The organism is Thalassococcus lentus (genome assembly GCF_028023555.1).
Classification (GTDB): Bacteria; Pseudomonadota; Alphaproteobacteria; order Rhodobacterales; family Rhodobacteraceae; genus Thalassococcus_A; species Thalassococcus_A lentus.
The window spans coordinates 926,413-942,610 of sequence record NZ_JAQIOY010000001.1 but is presented as its reverse complement, the minus strand read 5'-3'; the positions used below and the strand labels follow the sequence as shown (position 1 = coordinate 942,610).

Annotated in this window: 15 protein-coding genes and 1 tRNA gene; 14 read left to right on the top strand and 2 right to left on the bottom strand. The window is 57.1% G+C overall.

Annotated elements, in window-relative coordinates; all coding sequences use genetic code 11:
* Positions 1-34: 34 nt before the first annotated feature.
* The 5 genes from PFY00_RS04610 (at position 35) to PFY00_RS04590 (ending at position 4,058) form a co-directional block, all read left to right on the top strand.
* Positions 35-370: an ArsR/SmtB family transcription factor gene (locus tag PFY00_RS04610; RefSeq protein ID WP_271431325.1), complete on the top strand. Its 336-nt coding sequence runs from the start codon at positions 35-37 to the stop codon at positions 368-370.
* On the top strand, positions 363-1,388 hold the full coding sequence (locus PFY00_RS04605) for a permease (protein WP_271431324.1): 1,026 nt from the start codon (positions 363-365) through the stop codon (positions 1,386-1,388). The genes PFY00_RS04610 and PFY00_RS04605 overlap by 8 nt, the downstream gene beginning before the upstream one ends.
* Before the next feature lie 172 nt (positions 1,389-1,560).
* A complete protein-coding gene (locus PFY00_RS04600) occupies positions 1,561-2,220 on the top strand; it encodes an ABC transporter ATP-binding protein (protein WP_271431323.1) in 660 nt (219 codons plus the stop codon).
* Positions 2,198-3,868 carry a capsule biosynthesis protein gene (locus PFY00_RS04595; RefSeq protein WP_271431322.1) on the top strand — a complete coding sequence of 557 codons (1,671 nt, stop codon included), beginning with the start codon at positions 2,198-2,200 and terminating at the stop codon, positions 3,866-3,868. The genes PFY00_RS04600 and PFY00_RS04595 overlap by 23 nt, the downstream gene beginning before the upstream one ends.
* Before the next feature lie 100 nt (positions 3,869-3,968).
* Positions 3,969-4,058 (top strand) — tRNA-Ser (locus PFY00_RS04590).
* A gap of 555 nt (positions 4,059-4,613) precedes the next feature.
* Here the strand turns inward: PFY00_RS04590 and PFY00_RS04585 are convergent.
* Positions 4,614-5,603, bottom strand: a complete 990-nt coding sequence (locus PFY00_RS04585; RefSeq protein WP_271431321.1) for a LysR family transcriptional regulator — start codon at positions 5,601-5,603, stop codon at positions 4,614-4,616.
* Between PFY00_RS04585 and PFY00_RS04580 the strand changes: the two genes are divergently transcribed.
* The 3 genes from PFY00_RS04580 to PFY00_RS04570 all read left to right on the top strand — a co-directional run bounded on the left by PFY00_RS04580 (position 5,590) and on the right by PFY00_RS04570 (position 7,871).
* On the top strand, positions 5,590-5,874 hold the full coding sequence (locus PFY00_RS04580) for a DUF2218 domain-containing protein (protein WP_271431320.1): 285 nt from the start codon (positions 5,590-5,592) through the stop codon (positions 5,872-5,874). The genes PFY00_RS04585 and PFY00_RS04580 overlap by 14 nt on opposite strands.
* 23 nt (positions 5,875-5,897) lie before the next feature.
* Positions 5,898-6,737, top strand: a complete 840-nt coding sequence (locus PFY00_RS04575) for a nuclear transport factor 2 family protein (protein WP_271431319.1) — start codon at positions 5,898-5,900, stop codon at positions 6,735-6,737.
* Positions 6,738-6,953: 216 nt separating this feature from the next.
* Entirely contained in the window at positions 6,954-7,871 is a 918-nt protein-coding gene (locus PFY00_RS04570) for a DMT family transporter (RefSeq protein WP_271431318.1), read from the top strand.
* Positions 7,872-7,985: 114 nt separating this feature from the next.
* On the opposite strand, the gene PFY00_RS04565 is transcribed toward PFY00_RS04570, so the two are convergent.
* The gene (locus PFY00_RS04565; RefSeq protein WP_271431317.1) at positions 7,986-8,834 is read right to left on the bottom strand and encodes a MurR/RpiR family transcriptional regulator; all 849 of its coding nucleotides are present in this window, start codon (positions 8,832-8,834) and stop codon (positions 7,986-7,988) included.
* Positions 8,835-8,900: 66 nt separating this feature from the next.
* Between PFY00_RS04565 and PFY00_RS04560 the strand changes: the two genes are divergently transcribed.
* The 6 genes from PFY00_RS04560 to PFY00_RS04535 all read left to right on the top strand — a co-directional run bounded on the left by PFY00_RS04560 (position 8,901) and on the right by PFY00_RS04535 (position 16,192).
* Entirely contained in the window at positions 8,901-9,647 is a 747-nt protein-coding gene (locus PFY00_RS04560; RefSeq protein WP_271431316.1) for a 5-formyltetrahydrofolate cyclo-ligase, read from the top strand.
* A 25-nt stretch (positions 9,648-9,672) separates the two neighbouring features.
* Positions 9,673-10,644, top strand: coding sequence for an ABC transporter substrate-binding protein (locus tag PFY00_RS04555; protein WP_271431315.1), 972 nt, complete (start codon positions 9,673-9,675; stop codon positions 10,642-10,644).
* Entirely contained in the window at positions 10,644-11,414 is a 771-nt protein-coding gene (locus PFY00_RS04550; RefSeq protein WP_271431314.1) for an ABC transporter ATP-binding protein, read from the top strand. The genes PFY00_RS04555 and PFY00_RS04550 overlap by 1 nt, the downstream gene beginning before the upstream one ends.
* On the top strand, positions 11,404-12,975 hold the full coding sequence (locus PFY00_RS04545; RefSeq protein ID WP_271431313.1) for an ABC transporter permease: 1,572 nt from the start codon (positions 11,404-11,406) through the stop codon (positions 12,973-12,975). The genes PFY00_RS04550 and PFY00_RS04545 overlap by 11 nt, the downstream gene beginning before the upstream one ends.
* A gap of 318 nt (positions 12,976-13,293) precedes the next feature.
* Complete coding sequence (locus tag PFY00_RS04540; RefSeq protein WP_271431312.1) at positions 13,294-15,030, top strand: ABC transporter substrate-binding protein; 1,737 nt, start codon at positions 13,294-13,296, stop codon at positions 15,028-15,030.
* Between the two features lie 100 nt (positions 15,031-15,130).
* Entirely contained in the window at positions 15,131-16,192 is a 1,062-nt protein-coding gene (locus tag PFY00_RS04535) for an ABC transporter ATP-binding protein (protein ID WP_271431311.1), read from the top strand.
* Positions 16,193-16,198 lie beyond the last annotated feature (6 nt).

The window sequence follows — 16,198 nt, the reverse complement described above, 5'->3', positions numbered from 1 at the left end:
TGCGGTTTATCATTATTTCGATAATTCTAGAAATATGAAAAAGATGATTCCCACAGACCAAACCTTTGCCGTTGCCGCCGCCAAGTTTGCGGCCCTCGGATCCGAGCAACGATTGGCGGTGCTCAATACTCTGGTGCGCGCCGGCAATGATGGCCTGCGCATCGGCACACTTGGCGAACGATGCGGCATCACAGGTTCCACCCTGACTCATCATCTGAAAATCCTGACCGCCGCAGGGCTGGTCAGACAAAACCGCGACGGACGCAGCATCATTTGCGCCGCCGCTGACTACAGCGAAGTCGCCTCGTTGTCAGAGTTTCTGCTGAACGAATGCTGTGCCGACTGCGTCGAAGGACATGACCATGGCTGAAACATCTCAAACGCCGAACCGCAAATTCCCCAAGATTTCCAAAGCCTGGGGCGCGACCGGTCTTATCCTTTTGGTCGTGGCCGTATTGGACACACCACAATTCCTGCCGACTGTGGAGTTCACTCTGGGCGCATTGGCAGGAACGGCCCCTTTCATTCTGTTTGCCGTGCTCGCAGTCGCCTATCTAAAGGCCACGGGTGCGGAAACCCTGCTGGCCAAAGCCTTTGAAGGCCGCGAGGTCAGAATGATCATCCTCGCCGCAATGCTGGGCGGGCTCTCTCCGTTTTGTTCCTGCGAAGTCATCCCCTTTATTGCAGCGCTTTTGGCCGTTGGTGCGCCGCTGAGCGCGGTTATGGCGTTCTGGTTGGCATCACCTTTGATGGACCCGGCGATGTTCCTGATCACAGCCGGGACATTGGGTTGGGAATTCGCACTGGCCAAGACCATCGCTGCGGTCGGCGTCGGACTGCTGGGCGGCTTTGCCACAAAGACCTTTGCAACCTCGCCGGTCTTTGCCGATCCCCTGCGCGCACGCCCACAGATCGGTGGTTGCTGCGGTGTCAGCAAACCATTTCAGGGCAAACCAGTCTGGGCATTCTGGAACCATGCAGACCGCCGGCAGACGTTTCTGGATACCGGGCTTGAGAATGCGCTGTTTTTGCTCAAATGGCTGACACTGGCCTATGTAATCGAAGCGGTCATGATCCACTATGTTCCGGCCAGCCTGGTGGCCAGTTTCCTCGGGGGTACAGGATTGTATCCGATCATCATGGGCGCCTTGGTCGGCGCGCCTGCCTACCTTAACGGATACGCGGCAGTCCCCCTTGTGCATGCCTTGCTGGAACAAGGCATGGCACCGGGCGCCGCCATGAGCTTTGTCATTGCCGGGGGCGTCAGCTGCATTCCTGCCGCTATTGCGGTCTGGGCCTTGGTCAAGCCACGCGTTTTTGCTGCATACCTCGGATACGCCTTGGTCGGAGCGATCATCGCAGGCCTGGGTTGGGCGCTGATCGCCTAGTCGGGATTACCAAGAGCTTCAGCCGATGCGGGATTGTTGCCAGTTCATGGCAATTCACGGGCGGTTTCGTTGTTTTTGTTTCCACAAAGGGCCATAATAAAGTCAGAATTGGCTCATAGATCAGAGCCTGAGCCCGCACCACATCACACGACGGGCAGCCCGGGGCAAAGCAATGCTAGAGTTCGACATGGTCAGCAAGTCCTTTTGGACAGGCACCCAGCGCAAGATCATCCTTGATCGTGTGTCGTTCCGCGTTGAGCTGGGCCAAAGCCTTGGAATCCTGGCGCCAAACGGGACAGGCAAAACAACTCTGATCAAAATGATGGCCGGTCTGGAAAAACCGGACGAAGGTGAAATTCGCCGCGGTTGCCGGATATCGTTCCCGCTTGGATATATGGGCGGAGTGGTGTCCAAAATCTCGGCACGTGAAAACGCACGGTACATTGCCAGGCTCTACGGTCTTGACCCGGACTATGTCGAAAGCTTTTGCCGATGGCTTTGCGATCTCAAGGAATACTTTGACCAGCCGATCGGCACCTATTCGTCCGGCATGCGGGCACGGTTTACCTTTTCGCTGATGCTTGCGCTGGATTTCGACATGTACCTGATCGACGAAGGCATGCCGAATTCGACGGACACCGCCTTCAACAAGCGTGCAGGAGAGATCCTTGCCGAACGCTTGCGCACGACGACGATCATCATCGTCAGCCACCAGGCCCAAATCCTGGAAAAATTCGCCCGCAAGGCCGCTGTCCTCGTTGATGGCAAATTGCAAATGTTTGAAACCTTGGAAGAAGCGAAACAGCTCTATGACTACGAAACCCAAGGCTAAAAAGTTCCGCATCAAGCGGTCTGCCGCAGCTGGCTCAGCCGGTTTGCCCGACGACATGGCCGCGCAGCCCGCCGCGCCCAGACCACAGCAACCGGCTGCGCCGACGCGTCCTGAACCGGTCGGCACGGGCCGCGCCGGCGAGGTAAGCTCGGCCAATCAGGTTGCTGCGGAAACCGACATCGATGCGATCCGTCAGGAAGGGCTGACAGGCCGTCAGCTTCGTATGGCCCGTCGCGTCGCACAGAAACACGGATTGCCGGCGACCTCGGACTTTGACGCTGTTCGTTTGCTCAGAGCCAAGGGCATAGACCCTTTCCAACGCGCCAATATGTTGGAGCTCGTGGTGCCCGGCGAAGGTGAGGCTGCGGCCAAAGCCAAGCCGCAACAACCGACGCCGCAGCAACCAGGGCAGCCGCCTGCAGAGCAAAAGATTCAGCTCCCGCAGACCATGCAAGTTCAGAAACAGCAGCTTCCCTCCACCGAAATGGTGAATCCTGCAGAGCGTCGCGCTGCCGAAATCATGCAGATTCAACGGGATCTTTCAAAGCGGCGTCGTCGCAAAATGATGCTGTTGCTGACGCGTCTGGCGTTCTTCGTCGGATTGCCAACGCTTTTGGCTGGCTACTATTTCTACGCTGTGGCGACCCCGATGTACTCGACCAAATCCGAATTCCTTATCTTGAAGGCGGAAAACCAAGGCGGCGCCATGGGATCGTTGTTCTCAGGCACCCAATTTGCGACCAATCAGGACGCCATCGCAGTTCAAAGCTATCTGGTGTCAAAAGACGCCATGCTGCGGCTTGATCAGGACGTGGGCTTCAAGTCTCACTACACACAGGAATTTATCGATCCGATCCAGCGACTTGACGCAGAGCCATCGAACGAAGAGGCCTACAAGCTGTACAAGCGCAATATCGAGATTGGGTATGACCCGACCGAAGGCGTGATCAAGATGGAAATCATGGCCGCTGATGCTCAGACAGCGGCCGACTTCAGCAAGGCGCTGATTGGTTACGCTGAAGACCGGGTCGACAACTTGTCGCTGCGCAAACGGTCAAACGCCGTGGAAGACGCCGAAGCCGGGTTGCTCGAAGCCGAGATTTCACGCCGCGAGGCGCAGGAAAAGCTGGTCCGCATGCAGCAGGAAGGCGCAATCATCGATCCTGAAGGCCGGATTGCTGCGCTGCGCGGACAGATCAACAACGTGGAAATCCAGCTTCAGGAAAAGAACCTGCAACTGGCGGCCCTGCTCGACAACAGCAGGCCAAACCGCGCCAAGGTTGAAGGCGCGCAAGGCGATGTCCGTCGTCTCGAGGCGCTATTGTCCGATCTGAACAATCAGATGGTTTCCGCGACCGAGGGCGAAGATTCTCTTGCGGAGAAGGCGGTTCAGATCAAGCTGGCTGAGGCGGACCTGGCCTCATCGGACCTGCGCTTGCAATCCGCCCTTGAACGTCTGGAGCAGGCTCGCCGGGACGCGGATAGCCAGGCACGCTATCTGACCACCTCGGTCGAACCGGTCGCCTCTGAGGACCCCAGCTATCCACGCAAATTCGAGAACACGATTCTGGCCTTCCTGATCTTTGGCGGGGCCTATCTCATGGTCTCCCTGACAGCCTCCATTCTGCGCGAACAAGTCGCGAGTTAAGCCGCCAGATCATAATTGTTGCAAACGGCGGGCCCTTGCCCGCCGTTTTGTTTTCAAATGCGCTTGCAACTCCCCGCACTGCTTTGATAGACCCGCCAGCGGAGAGGTGGCCGAGTGGTCGAAGGCGCACGCCTGGAAAGTGTGTAGGCGGGAAACCGTCTCGAGGGTTCGAATCCCTTCCTCTCCGCCATTTTACCCCGCGAAAGCGTTCTCCCGTTCCAGCCTGCGGCTGGATTTTTCTGTTGTATTCGAGAGTTATGCGGACGGGGCTGAGCACTTGCTCTTACGCCCGGAGGGTCGATAGCGGTCTCTCCGTGGCAATATTCTCCGAACCTCATGACTGCGCCGATTTGGTGAATAGTTTGCAGGTATCTGAACATGGACGGCTTTACAGGCTCGTGAGCTATACACTTCAAAGCCAGTGGCGTTCGCGAGAAGGAAGGCGCATCGAACCCTGTGCGCACGCGGCATAACTCTGCAGCGCTCTAACAATCGCCCAGAGGACATGACATTTCCGTCTTGCCTTGAGAGTGACGAGACCTCGTGTTCGCCAAGCTCAAGCGCGTCTGCTTGGGTGTGCAGCCATGCTCAAAGTCGGTCAGTGGCTAAAGTAACTTGTTCGGGCTTTCGCAAGGCGCTGTCCCGCGCGATATGCGCGTCAAACTTCGCCTGCCAGAACGCCGCGCGCGTTGCGGGAACGGACGCAAGCGGACATCGTGCAAAAATCAAACAACGTCGGGTTTGATTAAGTTTGCTGCTCATTTTTCATGAAGTCTATCAACAGGCGGGTCAGTCTCTTTTGCGGACCAATATCTGGCCAAACAGCGTAGACGCCCAGATCCGGAAGAGACCATTGCGGCAAGACCTCGACCAAAAGGCCGCTGCTGATTTCCTCTTCTACCTCGCTGTCGGGGAGGTGCTGAACGCCGAGGCCCTCAAGTATCGCTGACTTGGCCGATGCCAAAGAGTGAACTTCCAGCCTTACGTTTGCCGGCTCAAAGCTGAACTCATCGCCCTTTCGGAACAGCGTGATCACATCGGGCAACATGGCGATTGAGATGAAGTCGCAGGCTTTCAGGTCTTCAAGTGTTTTGATCTTTGGACGCGCTGCCAAATATGAGGGGGAGGCCACAAGTTTGCGCCCGAAACTGCCGATGCGTTTGCTCATCATCGTGCTGTCACTCAGAACGCCGAGGCGGATGGCGAGGTCAAATCCCTCTTTAACCAAGTCAACAGGGTAATCGCTGGCGTGCATCGTGATGGCCACCATCGGATGCTTGCGCGCGAAGCGCAGGATGGACCGTTGCAAAGGACTACGTTCTCCGAAGGCTGGCAGCGTGACGCGCAGCGCGCCCGCGGGCTCGTCACTGGTGGCCATCAAAGCATCCAAGGCTTCGTCTGCAGCATTCACCATGGTGCGTGCAGACGGCAAAACCGTTTGGCCTTCTGGCGTGAGAGATAGCGAACGGGTTGAGCGGAAAAACAGCGAAGCCCCGACATAGGCTTCTAATTTCGACACATGATGGCTGATCACCGATGTCGACAGTTTCAGACGTCGCCCCGCGCCACTGAAGCTTCCCGCTTCGGTGACAGCGACAAAGACAGCCAAGCTGCGATAGATATCCATCTTTCTAAACCATCGAACAATTCTTTCGTTAGATACGGGATAATCAAACAAACCGGTTCTGTCTATGTCTGTCTTCCGTAGCAAGGAGAGACTGATGACCAGCAGCACATTGCACCTGACCACGCCCCACGGCTCCAAGTATTTACAGCAGCTTGGCAAACACTTTGGCCACAAGGTTCCCGTCACGTTCACCACGACAGAGGCTGAAGTCACATTGCCGTTCGGCGCCTGCAAAATGACCGCCACCGAGGCGGACCTTTCCATCACCGTTCTTGGCAAATCCCACGACTTGGAACGCTTGGAACGTTTTGTCGGTGATCACCTTGCCCGCTTCGCCTTTCGCGAAAACCCCACCTTAACCTGGCAGCGCGCTGCCTGAGCCAAACTCAAAGGAATGAGATCATGAAAAAGACACTGACAACACTGGGCGCAATGGCGCTTGGCACAACAGCTGCACTTGCAGATTTAGAAGCCAACAAGCAGATCGTGATCGATGGCATGACCAACGCATTTGTGCGCGGCAACACTGACGCCGTTGACGACTATTTTGCGGACCCCTACATCCAGCACAATCCGTTGGCGGCTTCAGGCGTTGACGCACTGAAAGGGCTGCTGAGCAACCTGCCAGGCAATCCTGAGGGTTCTTTTGAACCAATCCGGATCATTGCCGAAGGCGATCTCGTCGTAACCCACTCTGTCTACGAGAACTTTGGGCCTGTTCCCCTGGTTGCGTTCGATGTCTTCCGCATCGACAACGGCAAAATCGTCGAGCACTGGGACAATATGAGCCCAGTCGTTGAGCAGCCCAACCCATCAGGGCGAACTCAGATTGATGGGGAAACGGTCGTAACTGATCTTGATAAGACTGCCGAGAACAAGGCGCTCGTCGAAGACTTTATCAACCGTGTTTTGATCAAAGGCGAGCAAGTAGACTTCACCGACTACATCAACCCCGAAAAGTACCTTCAACACAACACACAAGCGGGCGATGGGCTCGAAGGTCTGGGTGCCTTTCTGCAGTATCTGGGAGAGAACGACATCGCCTTCTACTACACCAACCTCGCTATGGTTGTGGCGGAAGGAAACTTTGTTTTCGCCGCAGCTGAGGGTGTCTTTGGTGAGCAGCCGACCGCGTACTTCGATCTTTTCCGTCTTGAGGATGGTCGTATCGTTGAGCACTGGGATGTCATTGCGGACATGCCATCTGGCGAACTGCCCGAAGGCTACCCGGGCAAATTCTAACGAATTGGGCCGCTCCAAAAGGGCGGCCCTAACCAAATATACCGATGCAATCGGATGCAGCGGCGCAGCGTCACCACAGCGTGTATTCACAATTCGTGCGACAGGCGTGAACACCCAAAGCCGCAAGGCATAAATCGCGTGAATGTCGCAAATGAATGGGCGAAGCACTCTCCAAGCCGTTTACTTTGAAGAAATGACTTCATCGAGCGGCCCGACATGACATCCTTGGCACCAACATCTTCCAATGCGAACGCTCACAAGTATGGTGTGCTCTTCGTCTTTGCAGCGGGGGTTCTGTGGTCAACGGTCGGTATTGGTATCCGCCTGATTGAAGATGCTGTCGTGTGGCAGATACTGCTCTATCGATCGATCAGCTTGTCGCTGTTTTTGTACTTTCTTATTCTCGTACGGTCGGGCGAAAGCCCTTTTGTTCAGATACGCCGTATTGGCGCCCCGGCCAGCATCGCGGGGCTTTCACTGGTCGCGGCCTATTCCGGCGGAATTTACGCTATCCAGAACACTTCGGTTGCGAACGCCATGCTTTTGTTTGCAACAGCGCCGTTCATGGCCGCGGTGCTCGGATGGATCGTGCTACGGGAACCTGTCCGCGCTGCAACATGGATCGCAATCATCGTCGCAATCGGCGGGATTGCCATCATGGTTGCCGATAAATCTGGCGGTGTCGCCCTGACGGGCAGCCTTGCCGCTCTTGGATCAGCTTTCGGTTTTGCTGTCTTCACCGTAGCATTGCGATGGGGCCGTACAGGAGAGATGCTTCCAGCGGTCTTCCTGTCAGGCCTCTTCGCGATCATCATTACTCTGGTGATATGTCTTAGCCTCAGGCTTTCCATCGTACTGAGCCCAAGTGATGCAGGCATTGCGATGGGCATGGGGGTGTTCCAGGTTGGCGCCGGTCTGATCCTCTACACTTTGGGCTCACGTAGCCTTCCCGCGGCAGAGCTCACGCTACTATCTCTGGCAGAAGTTTTACTAGGCCCGTTCTGGGTCTGGCTGTTTCTGGGGGAGACCGCGAGCCTGTACACCCTGATCGGCGGTGCAGTTCTGCTCGCTGCTATCGTGGGGAACGCACTGTCGGGAAAGCGACGAAAACCCCCGCCTATCACAGCTCCTTAGCAAGGCGCGGCCCTAAGCCGCCTTTCACTCATCAAACACCATCAACCTTGAGCAAATACTGCCTCGATGGGGGCTCTTGCCGTTTCTGGAACCGTACGGCAGCGATTCCTTCATCTATTCAAATAGGTCGAGTTCCTCATCTATCGCCGCCAGCGTAGAGATGCGCTGACTGACAACCTCGGGGTTACGGCCCAGATAGGCCACAGCGAGCAGCCGCAGGACGGAAAGCATCGTGGCATGCGTTGGGAGCGCGCCATAGCTTGCAACGTGGCACGGGAGAACAACCTCAGAGAACCGCTCGGCCTGTGGGGCATAGGCGTGATCGGTCAGCGTGATGACGCGCATCCGTGTGGTGCGGGCATGGGCCAGCAAGGGGCGCAGCACCTTTGGGCGCGGCTCGAACGTCAAAAGGACCAACACATCACGGGGGCCGGTCATTGACAGTTCATTTGCCCAGGTCTGCCCCTGCCCCTGCAACTCGTGAACGCCGTGTCGCAACCGCGCAAACTGCGACTGCCCTAACCGGGCCAAGCCCTGTTCGTCGCCAAATCCGACAAACCAGACGCGGGGCGCTTCTTCCAGAATCTGAGCAATATCGGGCAGCAGGTCCGAGCGTAACTCCTCAAACGTGCGTGCCAGATTTCGCTGCTCCAGCTCAAGATGATCTGAAATGGTCCGCCCGAATGTCGCAGCCTGAGGGATCGATTCGACAGCTGCATAAGGTTCCCGCCGATTGCGCTCTTCGCGGGCCTGTAGCCTGACCTCTTCAAAGTCGGCATATCCCAAACTGCGGAAAAAACGGGCAGTTGTCGCTTTTGACACTCCGGCCTTTGCAGCAAGTTCCGTCGCCGTGTGTGTTTCAACAAGGCTCTGATTTTGCAGCAAAACCTGTGCGATTTTCCTTTCGCTCGACGTCAGACGCGTAGAACGTTCCTGGATTCTGAGGATTAATCTTGAGGCCATGGGAAACGAATTCTCTTGACGTTTGGAACGCCTGTTTCATGATGATGAAACAATGAAACACACGAAATGAGCAAAATGTCGACCTCCAAGACCATCCGCGAAAAGATATGGACCAAACTAAAGGACGTGGCGAGGCCTGACACCCGGTTTCACATGAACTTTGCCGAAGTCATCCCTGATTTCGAAGGTTCAGAAGCAGCAACCGACCGCGTCGTACAAAGTGAGGCTTACCAGAACAGCCGCTTTGCCTTCATCACACCTGACAATTGCCTTGCCGATCTGCGACGCCGCATGATTGAAGATGGCAAACCATTCGTCATGTCGACCTATGGAATTTACCGTGGCTTTGTTTACCTTGACCCAGCCACAGTGCCTGACGGCGCCGCGCTGTATGCCTCTTGGCTCGATGGGATGGAACATTTCGGCGTCCCGATCACGCTGGAAGAGATCGCCCAGAAAGGGCGGTTTGACTATCTTGTGACAGGGGCATCGGCCGTATCGGTCAACGGTGTCCGTTTCGGAAAAGGCCACGGCTTCTTTGATCTCGAATGGGGCATGTTCACCGATCTTGGCCTGGTGGATGAACATACGCCGGTTCATGCCGTCGTCCATGATGTGCAGCTTGTGGAAGAGCAGTTGCAGCCATCCGAAACCGATATTCTGGTTGATACCATCCTGACACCCCACAAGACGCATGTGGTCGAACGTCGGGCCAAGCGTCCGCGCGGTGTGAAATGGCCGTTGCTCGAACCCAAACAGATTTCTGAAACCCCACCCTTGCAAGAGCTTCAGCGCCTTCAAGGCCTCGCCTGATCATCCCAACAAAGGAGCCCCTCCCATGACACTCAGACTGAACCGCCGCCATTTCCTCGGCACAGCCGCCGCAAGCGTCGCCGCCACCTCCCTGCCGCTCCGGGCCAGTGCCGCCACACCGTTCACCATGCAGGCGGCGTGGATCAATGACGCCGAATTCGCAGGCTATTTCATTGGGATTGACGAAGGATACTATTCCGAAGAAGGGCTCGATCTGACCTATCTGCCAGGCGGCCCCGACGTGATCCCTGAAAGCACGATCATTGCTGGCCGCGCCGATCTGGCGTTGACCACGCCTGACACCACGATCAAGGCGATTGCGGAGCAAGGCGCTCCATTCAAGATCATCGGCGCGCAATATCAGAAGAACCCGATTGGGATCGTGTCGCTGGCTTCAAACCCGATCCTTGAGCCAAAGGATCTGATCGGCAAAACGCTGGCCGTACCCCCAGTCAACGTAATCTCGGTCAATGCGATGCTGGCGCTGAACGGGATCGATCCGGCAGACGTCAATATCGTACCCTATGCCTACGACCCGACGCCGCTCATTCAGGGCGAGATTGACGCCAGCCTCGATTTCACGACGAATGTTCCCTACACAATCAGCCAACAAGGTGTCGAAGCGACGTCGTTCCTGCTCTATGACTTTGGCTTCACGATCTACAATGATACCGTTGTCGTGACCGAAGAAACGCTTGCCAACAAACGCGCCGAGCTGGTTTCCTGGCTGCGAGCCTCGCGCAAAGGCTGGGATGAGAATTTCAAGGATCCAAACCTCTGGCCTCAGAAATGGGCTGACACGTGGTTCGCAGGCACAGGCCGTACCATTGATAACGAGATTTTCTTCAACAATGCTCAGCAGCCACTGATGGAAAGCCCCGCAGGATACATGGCGATGACCGAAGAAGGCATCGAAGCCAACCTACGCGCGCTTTCAGAGGTTGGCATCAAAGGCACGCGCGACATGTTCGACACCACCCTGCTTGAGGAGATTTGATGTCGGCCCCGGACGGGATTTCCCTTTCCGGGGTCTGCAAGACCTTTACGGGACGGGGCAAGGTTGTCGAAGCGTTGCGCGACGTGACCCTGTCCTGCCCCAAGGGATCCTTTACCGCGATCATCGGCCCTTCGGGCTGCGGTAAGTCAACGGTCATGCGGATCGCCCTGGGGCTTGAAACCTCTGATGGCGGAACGGTGCAGATCGCGGGCACTTCCCCGATGCAGGCAGCAAAAGCAGGCAAGACAGGCGTAGCATTTCAGGATGCCGCGCTGTTGCCGTGGCGCAGTGTCCGGCGCAACATTGAGGTGCCTCTCGAGGTTTTGGGACGGTCAGCTGCAAAAGAGACTGCCCATATCCAACACATGATCGACCTTGTCGGCCTCAAGGGGTACGAAAACGCTCTGCCTGGTGAATTGTCCGGCGGCATGCGCCAACGGGTCGCCATAGCGCGGGCACTGGTAACGCATCCTCAAATCCTGTTCATGGATGAACCTTTCGGGGCGCTCGATCAGATTTTGCGCCGCCAGATGAACCTTGAATTGCAACGCATCTGGAGGGAGACCGGCTCGACCGCGCTGCTGGTTACTCACGGTATCGACGAGGCGGTGTTCCTCGCCGACAGGGTGGTGGTGATGCATGCGAACCCGGGGCGGATCGTTGATGTCATCGACATCGGATTCGATCGACCGCGCGAGCCCGCGTTGTTTTCCGATCCTGAATTCCACAAGGTCTGCGATCACATTGCCGAGGTGCTGCATGGCGGTTGAGACGTCCGGGCGATGGCGCGGTGTGCGCACCGCAGCGATCTTGCTGGCAATCTGGGAGATCGTTGGTCGGCTTGAAATGGTGGCAGGCGGAGCGTTGCCCGGCATATCGGAAATACTGATCCGGCTCTGGGTCGATTGGGGCGACTATCCCCGCCATATCTGGGCGACACTTTATGCCTCGACGCTGGGCTTCGTGATCGGCAACACACTCGGCATCGGCGCAGGCGTTATTTTTGCCTTGTCCCCGACAACGCTACGCCTGTTTCGCGGGGTGAACATCGCGGCTTTCGCGCTGCCACCCATTGCCATCGCGCCGATCCTCGTTCTGACCCTGTCCGGCATGGCGCCGCGCATCGCGTTGGCCGCCCTTGGTGTCTATTTCGTGACAATGACAGCGACCGTGATTGGCCTCAGTCAGGCCGACAGCCGCGCCACGGACGTGATCCGCGCATATGGCGGCACCCGCTGGGATATTCTCCGTCGCGTTCAGTTTCGTGGTGCGCTGCCCTCCATTCTTGCGGGCCTTCGTGTGGCCGCGCCCAACGCGGTACTGGGTGCGATCCTGGCCGAGTTCGGTGGCGGAGGACGCTGGGGACTGGGCGCTTATCTGCTGGGTTCACTGGGACGCGGAGAACCAGATCGGCTTTGGGGCATAGGCCTTGTCGCGACGCTGATTGCGGGGCTGTCCTATGGTGTCTTTGCTCTGCTCGCCAGCCGGACCATTGGCGCTACACGCGCAGTCACTTTGAACACCGCTGTCCCGGACGCCGAACCGATGGTAAGCGCGCCAAGCAAACGGATCGCTCTGACGCTGGGCACCATTGCGCTTCCGTTTCTGGTGTGGTGGGCCTTCATCAAGCTGACCGGAGTGCCTGGCTTGATCTCCAAAACACCCTTGGGCGTTGTGGACTACCTGTTCTTTGCGCCCACCGCCGAAAGCGCCCAGACGCGCCTCTTGGCGGCTTTGGCCGAGACCCTGCCGATCACATTTTTAGGCATGGCTGCTGGCTTGGGGTTTGCCTTTGTGTTGGCGATCTCCTCACGGCTGTTCCCCCGCGCGATCGAGGCCTTCATGCCCGTGGCGCTGGTGACGCAAACCATGCCGCTGGTGGCGCTGACACCGCTGCTGGTTCTGATCCTCGGGCGGGGCACATCGCTGACGCTTTGGGTGACCATCTCGGTGACGTTCTTCCCTGCGTTTGTTACACTGGCACAGGGTCTTGCCCTCGTTCCGCGCAGCGCAGAGGATCTGCCGCGCGCCTATGGCGCGGGACGCTGGACCGAGATGCGTATGGTTACTATCCCGGCATCGCTGCCCTACCTTTTTGCGGCAACGAGACTGACCGTTCCGCGCGCCCTTCTGGGTGTGATGATCGCGGAATGGCTGGCGACCGGTAAGGGCCTCGGCAACCTGCTCAATCAATCGCGCGGTTTTCTCGATTACGGTATGATCTGGACGGTGGCTGCTGTGTCAGTCCTGCTATCAGTCATCTTTTATCAGGCTGTCGTCATTGTTGAACGGCGCGTGTTGCGACGGCTTGGCATGGCAACAGCGGAGTGAGCCTATGACCGATCTGGTCCTACGGGGTGAGACGGTTGGGGATCTGGTGACTGACACGATGATCAAAGGCTGCCATGTTCGTGAACATGGGCGGCCGATCTCTCTCCGCAACTCAACACATTTATGGCAAACCTTCACGGCAATGAGTCGAAGCGTCCGAGTCCACCGCCTGCTCAACGCAAAACCCAAACCCATATTTTAATAATATTTTTCAATGCATTAATTTGCTACTAATTTTTTAGTTGACGTGTCTCATCGCCTTTGCAAGGTTTAGTGATCCGGCGGAGGACCGGATCTAAACAAAAACGGGAGGACAAGATGCGGAAGTATCTGCTCTCCGCAGTCGCGGTGTGTGCCGTGGTTGCGGCAACGGGACAATTGCATGCTGATGAAGCTGCTGCCCAACGCTGGATCGACAGCGAATTCCAACCATCCACGCTGAGCAAAAGCGAACAACTGTCCGAGATGCAGTGGTTCATTCAGGCCGCAGCGCCTTACTCTGGCATGGAAATCAACGTTCTGTCGGAAGGCATTCCGACACATGGCTACGAAGCCGAGGTTCTGACCAAGGCTTTCGAAGAGATCACAGGCATCAAGGTTAACCACCAAATTCTGGGCGAAGGCGAAGTCGTTCAAGCCGTCCAGACACAGATGCAAACCCAGCGGAACCTGTATGATGGTTACGTGAACGACTCGGATCTGATTGGCACGCACTCCCGCCTGCAACTGGCCTACAACCTGACGGACATGATGGCCGGCGAATGGTCGGCGACAACATCGCCGACGCTGGATCTGGACGACTTCATGGGAACCCAGTTCACCACCGGTCCGGATGGCGATCTTTACCAGTTGCCAGACCAGCAGTTCGCGAACCTCTACTGGTTCCGCAAAGACTGGTTTGACCGTGAAGATCTGCAAGAAGCCTTCAAAGCCAAGTACGGCTACGATCTGGGTGTTCCGGTCAACTGGTCCGCCTATGAAGACATCGCCGAGTTCTTCAGCGAAGACGTCAAGGAAATCGACGGCGTCGCAATCTACGGCCACATGGACTATGGCAAGCGCGCGCCTGACCTTGGCTGGCGCATGACCGACGCATGGCTGTCAATGGCTGGCGCTGGATCGAAAGGTGAGCCAAACGGCATTCCAATTGATGAATGGGGCATCCGCATGGAAGCCGGATCGTGCAACCCTGCCGGCGCAAGCGTGTCGCGCGGCGGTGCCGCGAACGGTCCTGCGGCGGTTTACGCGATCCGCAAATGGGATGAATGGCTGCGCAAATATGCCCCTCCGGGCGCTGCGTCGTTCGACTTCTACCAGTCCCTGCCTGCCCTGTCGCAAGGCAACGTTGCCCAGCAGATTTTCTGGTACACGGCCTTCACGGCTGACATGGTGAAGCCAAAAGCTGAAGGCAACAACACCGTTGACGACGAGGGCGTGCCACTCTGGCGTATGGCCCCAAGCCCGCATGGTCCCTACTGGGAAGATGGCCAGAAAGTCGGCTATCAGGACGTGGGTTCGTGGACATTCCTGAAGTCGACACCGTCCGATCGCGCACAGGCTGCATGGCTCTATGCTCAGTTCGTGACATCCAAGACCGTGGACGTGAAGAAATCACATGTTGGTTTGACCTTTATTCGGGACAGTTCTGTCAACCACGAGAGCTTTACCGAACGCGCGTCCAAACTGGGCGGCCTGGTCGAGTTCTATCGTTCGCCTGACCGCGTGCGCTGGTCGCCAACCGGCATCAACGTGCCTGACTATCCAAAGCTGGCGCAGATCTGGTGGCAGCAGATTGGTGACGTGAACTCTGGTGCCTTCACCCCGCAAGAAGCGATGGATCGTCTTGCCGAGGAAATGGACATCACAATGGCCCGTATGCAGCGCGCAGACGAAGCCCAGAATGTCTATGGCGGCTGCGGCCCACGCCTGAACGAAGAGCGTGATGCAGAGTACTGGTACGCAAATGGCGGTGCCAAGCCACCTCTGGATAACGAGAAGCCCGTGGGTGAGACCGTCAACTACGACGATCTGGTTGCCCGCTGGAGCGCAAACTAAGCGTCCAAACGTTTCTTAGAACCAACCAAAAGGCTGGGGCCCAGATAAGGGCCCCGGCCATCCGCGCCCCACACCCTCGCGATACGAAAGAAAGCTGAGTATGGCACTCGTTTTAAAAGACATAACCAAGGTGGTTCAGGGCGAGACCCATATCAAGCCAACCAGTCTGACCTTGGAAACCGGGCAATTCAACGTTCTGCTGGGCGAGACCGGCGCAGGCAAAACCTCATTGATCAAAATGATGGCTGGATTGGATCCAATCGCCAGCGGGACGGTCGAGATGGATGGCGTTGATGTCACCAGCCTGAGCACTCAGAAACGGCGGATCAGTCTCGTTCACCAGTTTTTCGTCAATTATCCGCACATGACCGTCTTTGAAAACATCGCATCTCCTTTGCGTGTTGCGGGTATGGCCAAATCAGAAATCGAAGCCCGCGTTCAGGAAGCCGCGGACATTCTGCAGCTGTCGCCAATGTTGAAAAGGCGACCGCATGAATTGTCGGGCGGACAGCAACAACGCTGTGCACTGGCGCGTGCAATTGCAAAAGACAGCCAGGCCGTGTTCCTGGACGAACCGCTGGCCAATCTGGATTACAAGCTGCGCGAAGAGTTGCGCGAGCTGCTACCAGAACTGTTCGCAGGACGCGGCGCAGTGGTGGTTTATGCCACATCCGAACCGGAAGAAGCCCTGTTGCTGGGTGGGAAAACAGCCCTGATGATGGATGGCAGCGTGGCCCAGTACGGTCCGACCGCTGAAATCTATCGCGCGCCGGAAACACTGACGGCTGCCATGGTATTTTCAGACCCTCCCATCAATCACGCCGCAGTTCAAAAGACGGGCGACATGCTGACGATGGGAGATGTTCGCTGGAACGTGTCCGGCGATGCCGCAGGCTTGCAGGACGGGGACTACATCGTTGCGATCCGTCCCAACCACATTCTACCTACACCGACGGAACGTGCCACGGTGCCACTGTCCGGGAAAATTGGCGTAACAGAGTTGAGCGGTTCCGAAAGCTCGGCGCATTTCGACATGAACGGGCTGGGCTGGGTGTCTCTGTCACACGGAACCCACCCCTACGAAATCGGGGAAACCCACACTTTTTATATGGATGCCGACGCGTGCTTGTTTTTTGCACCGGACGGCAGCCGCGTCGCCTGAGGTGGG

Coding starts and splice junctions, on each gene's coding strand:
- PFY00_RS04610 (WP_271431325.1), top strand. CDS start 35: ATGAAAAAGATGATTCCCACAGACCAAACCTTTGCCGTTGCCGCCGCC.
- PFY00_RS04605 (WP_271431324.1), top strand. CDS start 363: ATGGCTGAAACATCTCAAACGCCGAACCGCAAATTCCCCAAGATTTCC.
- PFY00_RS04600 (WP_271431323.1), top strand. CDS start 1,561: ATGCTAGAGTTCGACATGGTCAGCAAGTCCTTTTGGACAGGCACCCAG.
- PFY00_RS04595 (WP_271431322.1), top strand. CDS start 2,198: ATGACTACGAAACCCAAGGCTAAAAAGTTCCGCATCAAGCGGTCTGCC.
- PFY00_RS04580 (WP_271431320.1), top strand. CDS start 5,590: ATGACCAGCAGCACATTGCACCTGACCACGCCCCACGGCTCCAAGTAT.
- PFY00_RS04575 (WP_271431319.1), top strand. CDS start 5,898: ATGAAAAAGACACTGACAACACTGGGCGCAATGGCGCTTGGCACAACA.
- PFY00_RS04570 (WP_271431318.1), top strand. CDS start 6,954: ATGACATCCTTGGCACCAACATCTTCCAATGCGAACGCTCACAAGTAT.
- PFY00_RS04565 (WP_271431317.1), bottom strand. CDS start 8,834: ATGGCCTCAAGATTAATCCTCAGAATCCAGGAACGTTCTACGCGTCTG.
- PFY00_RS04560 (WP_271431316.1), top strand. CDS start 8,901: ATGAGCAAAATGTCGACCTCCAAGACCATCCGCGAAAAGATATGGACC.
- PFY00_RS04555 (WP_271431315.1), top strand. CDS start 9,673: ATGACACTCAGACTGAACCGCCGCCATTTCCTCGGCACAGCCGCCGCA.
- PFY00_RS04550 (WP_271431314.1), top strand. CDS start 10,644: ATGTCGGCCCCGGACGGGATTTCCCTTTCCGGGGTCTGCAAGACCTTT.
- PFY00_RS04545 (WP_271431313.1), top strand. CDS start 11,404: ATGGCGGTTGAGACGTCCGGGCGATGGCGCGGTGTGCGCACCGCAGCG.
- PFY00_RS04540 (WP_271431312.1), top strand. CDS start 13,294: ATGCGGAAGTATCTGCTCTCCGCAGTCGCGGTGTGTGCCGTGGTTGCG.
- PFY00_RS04535 (WP_271431311.1), top strand. CDS start 15,131: ATGGCACTCGTTTTAAAAGACATAACCAAGGTGGTTCAGGGCGAGACC.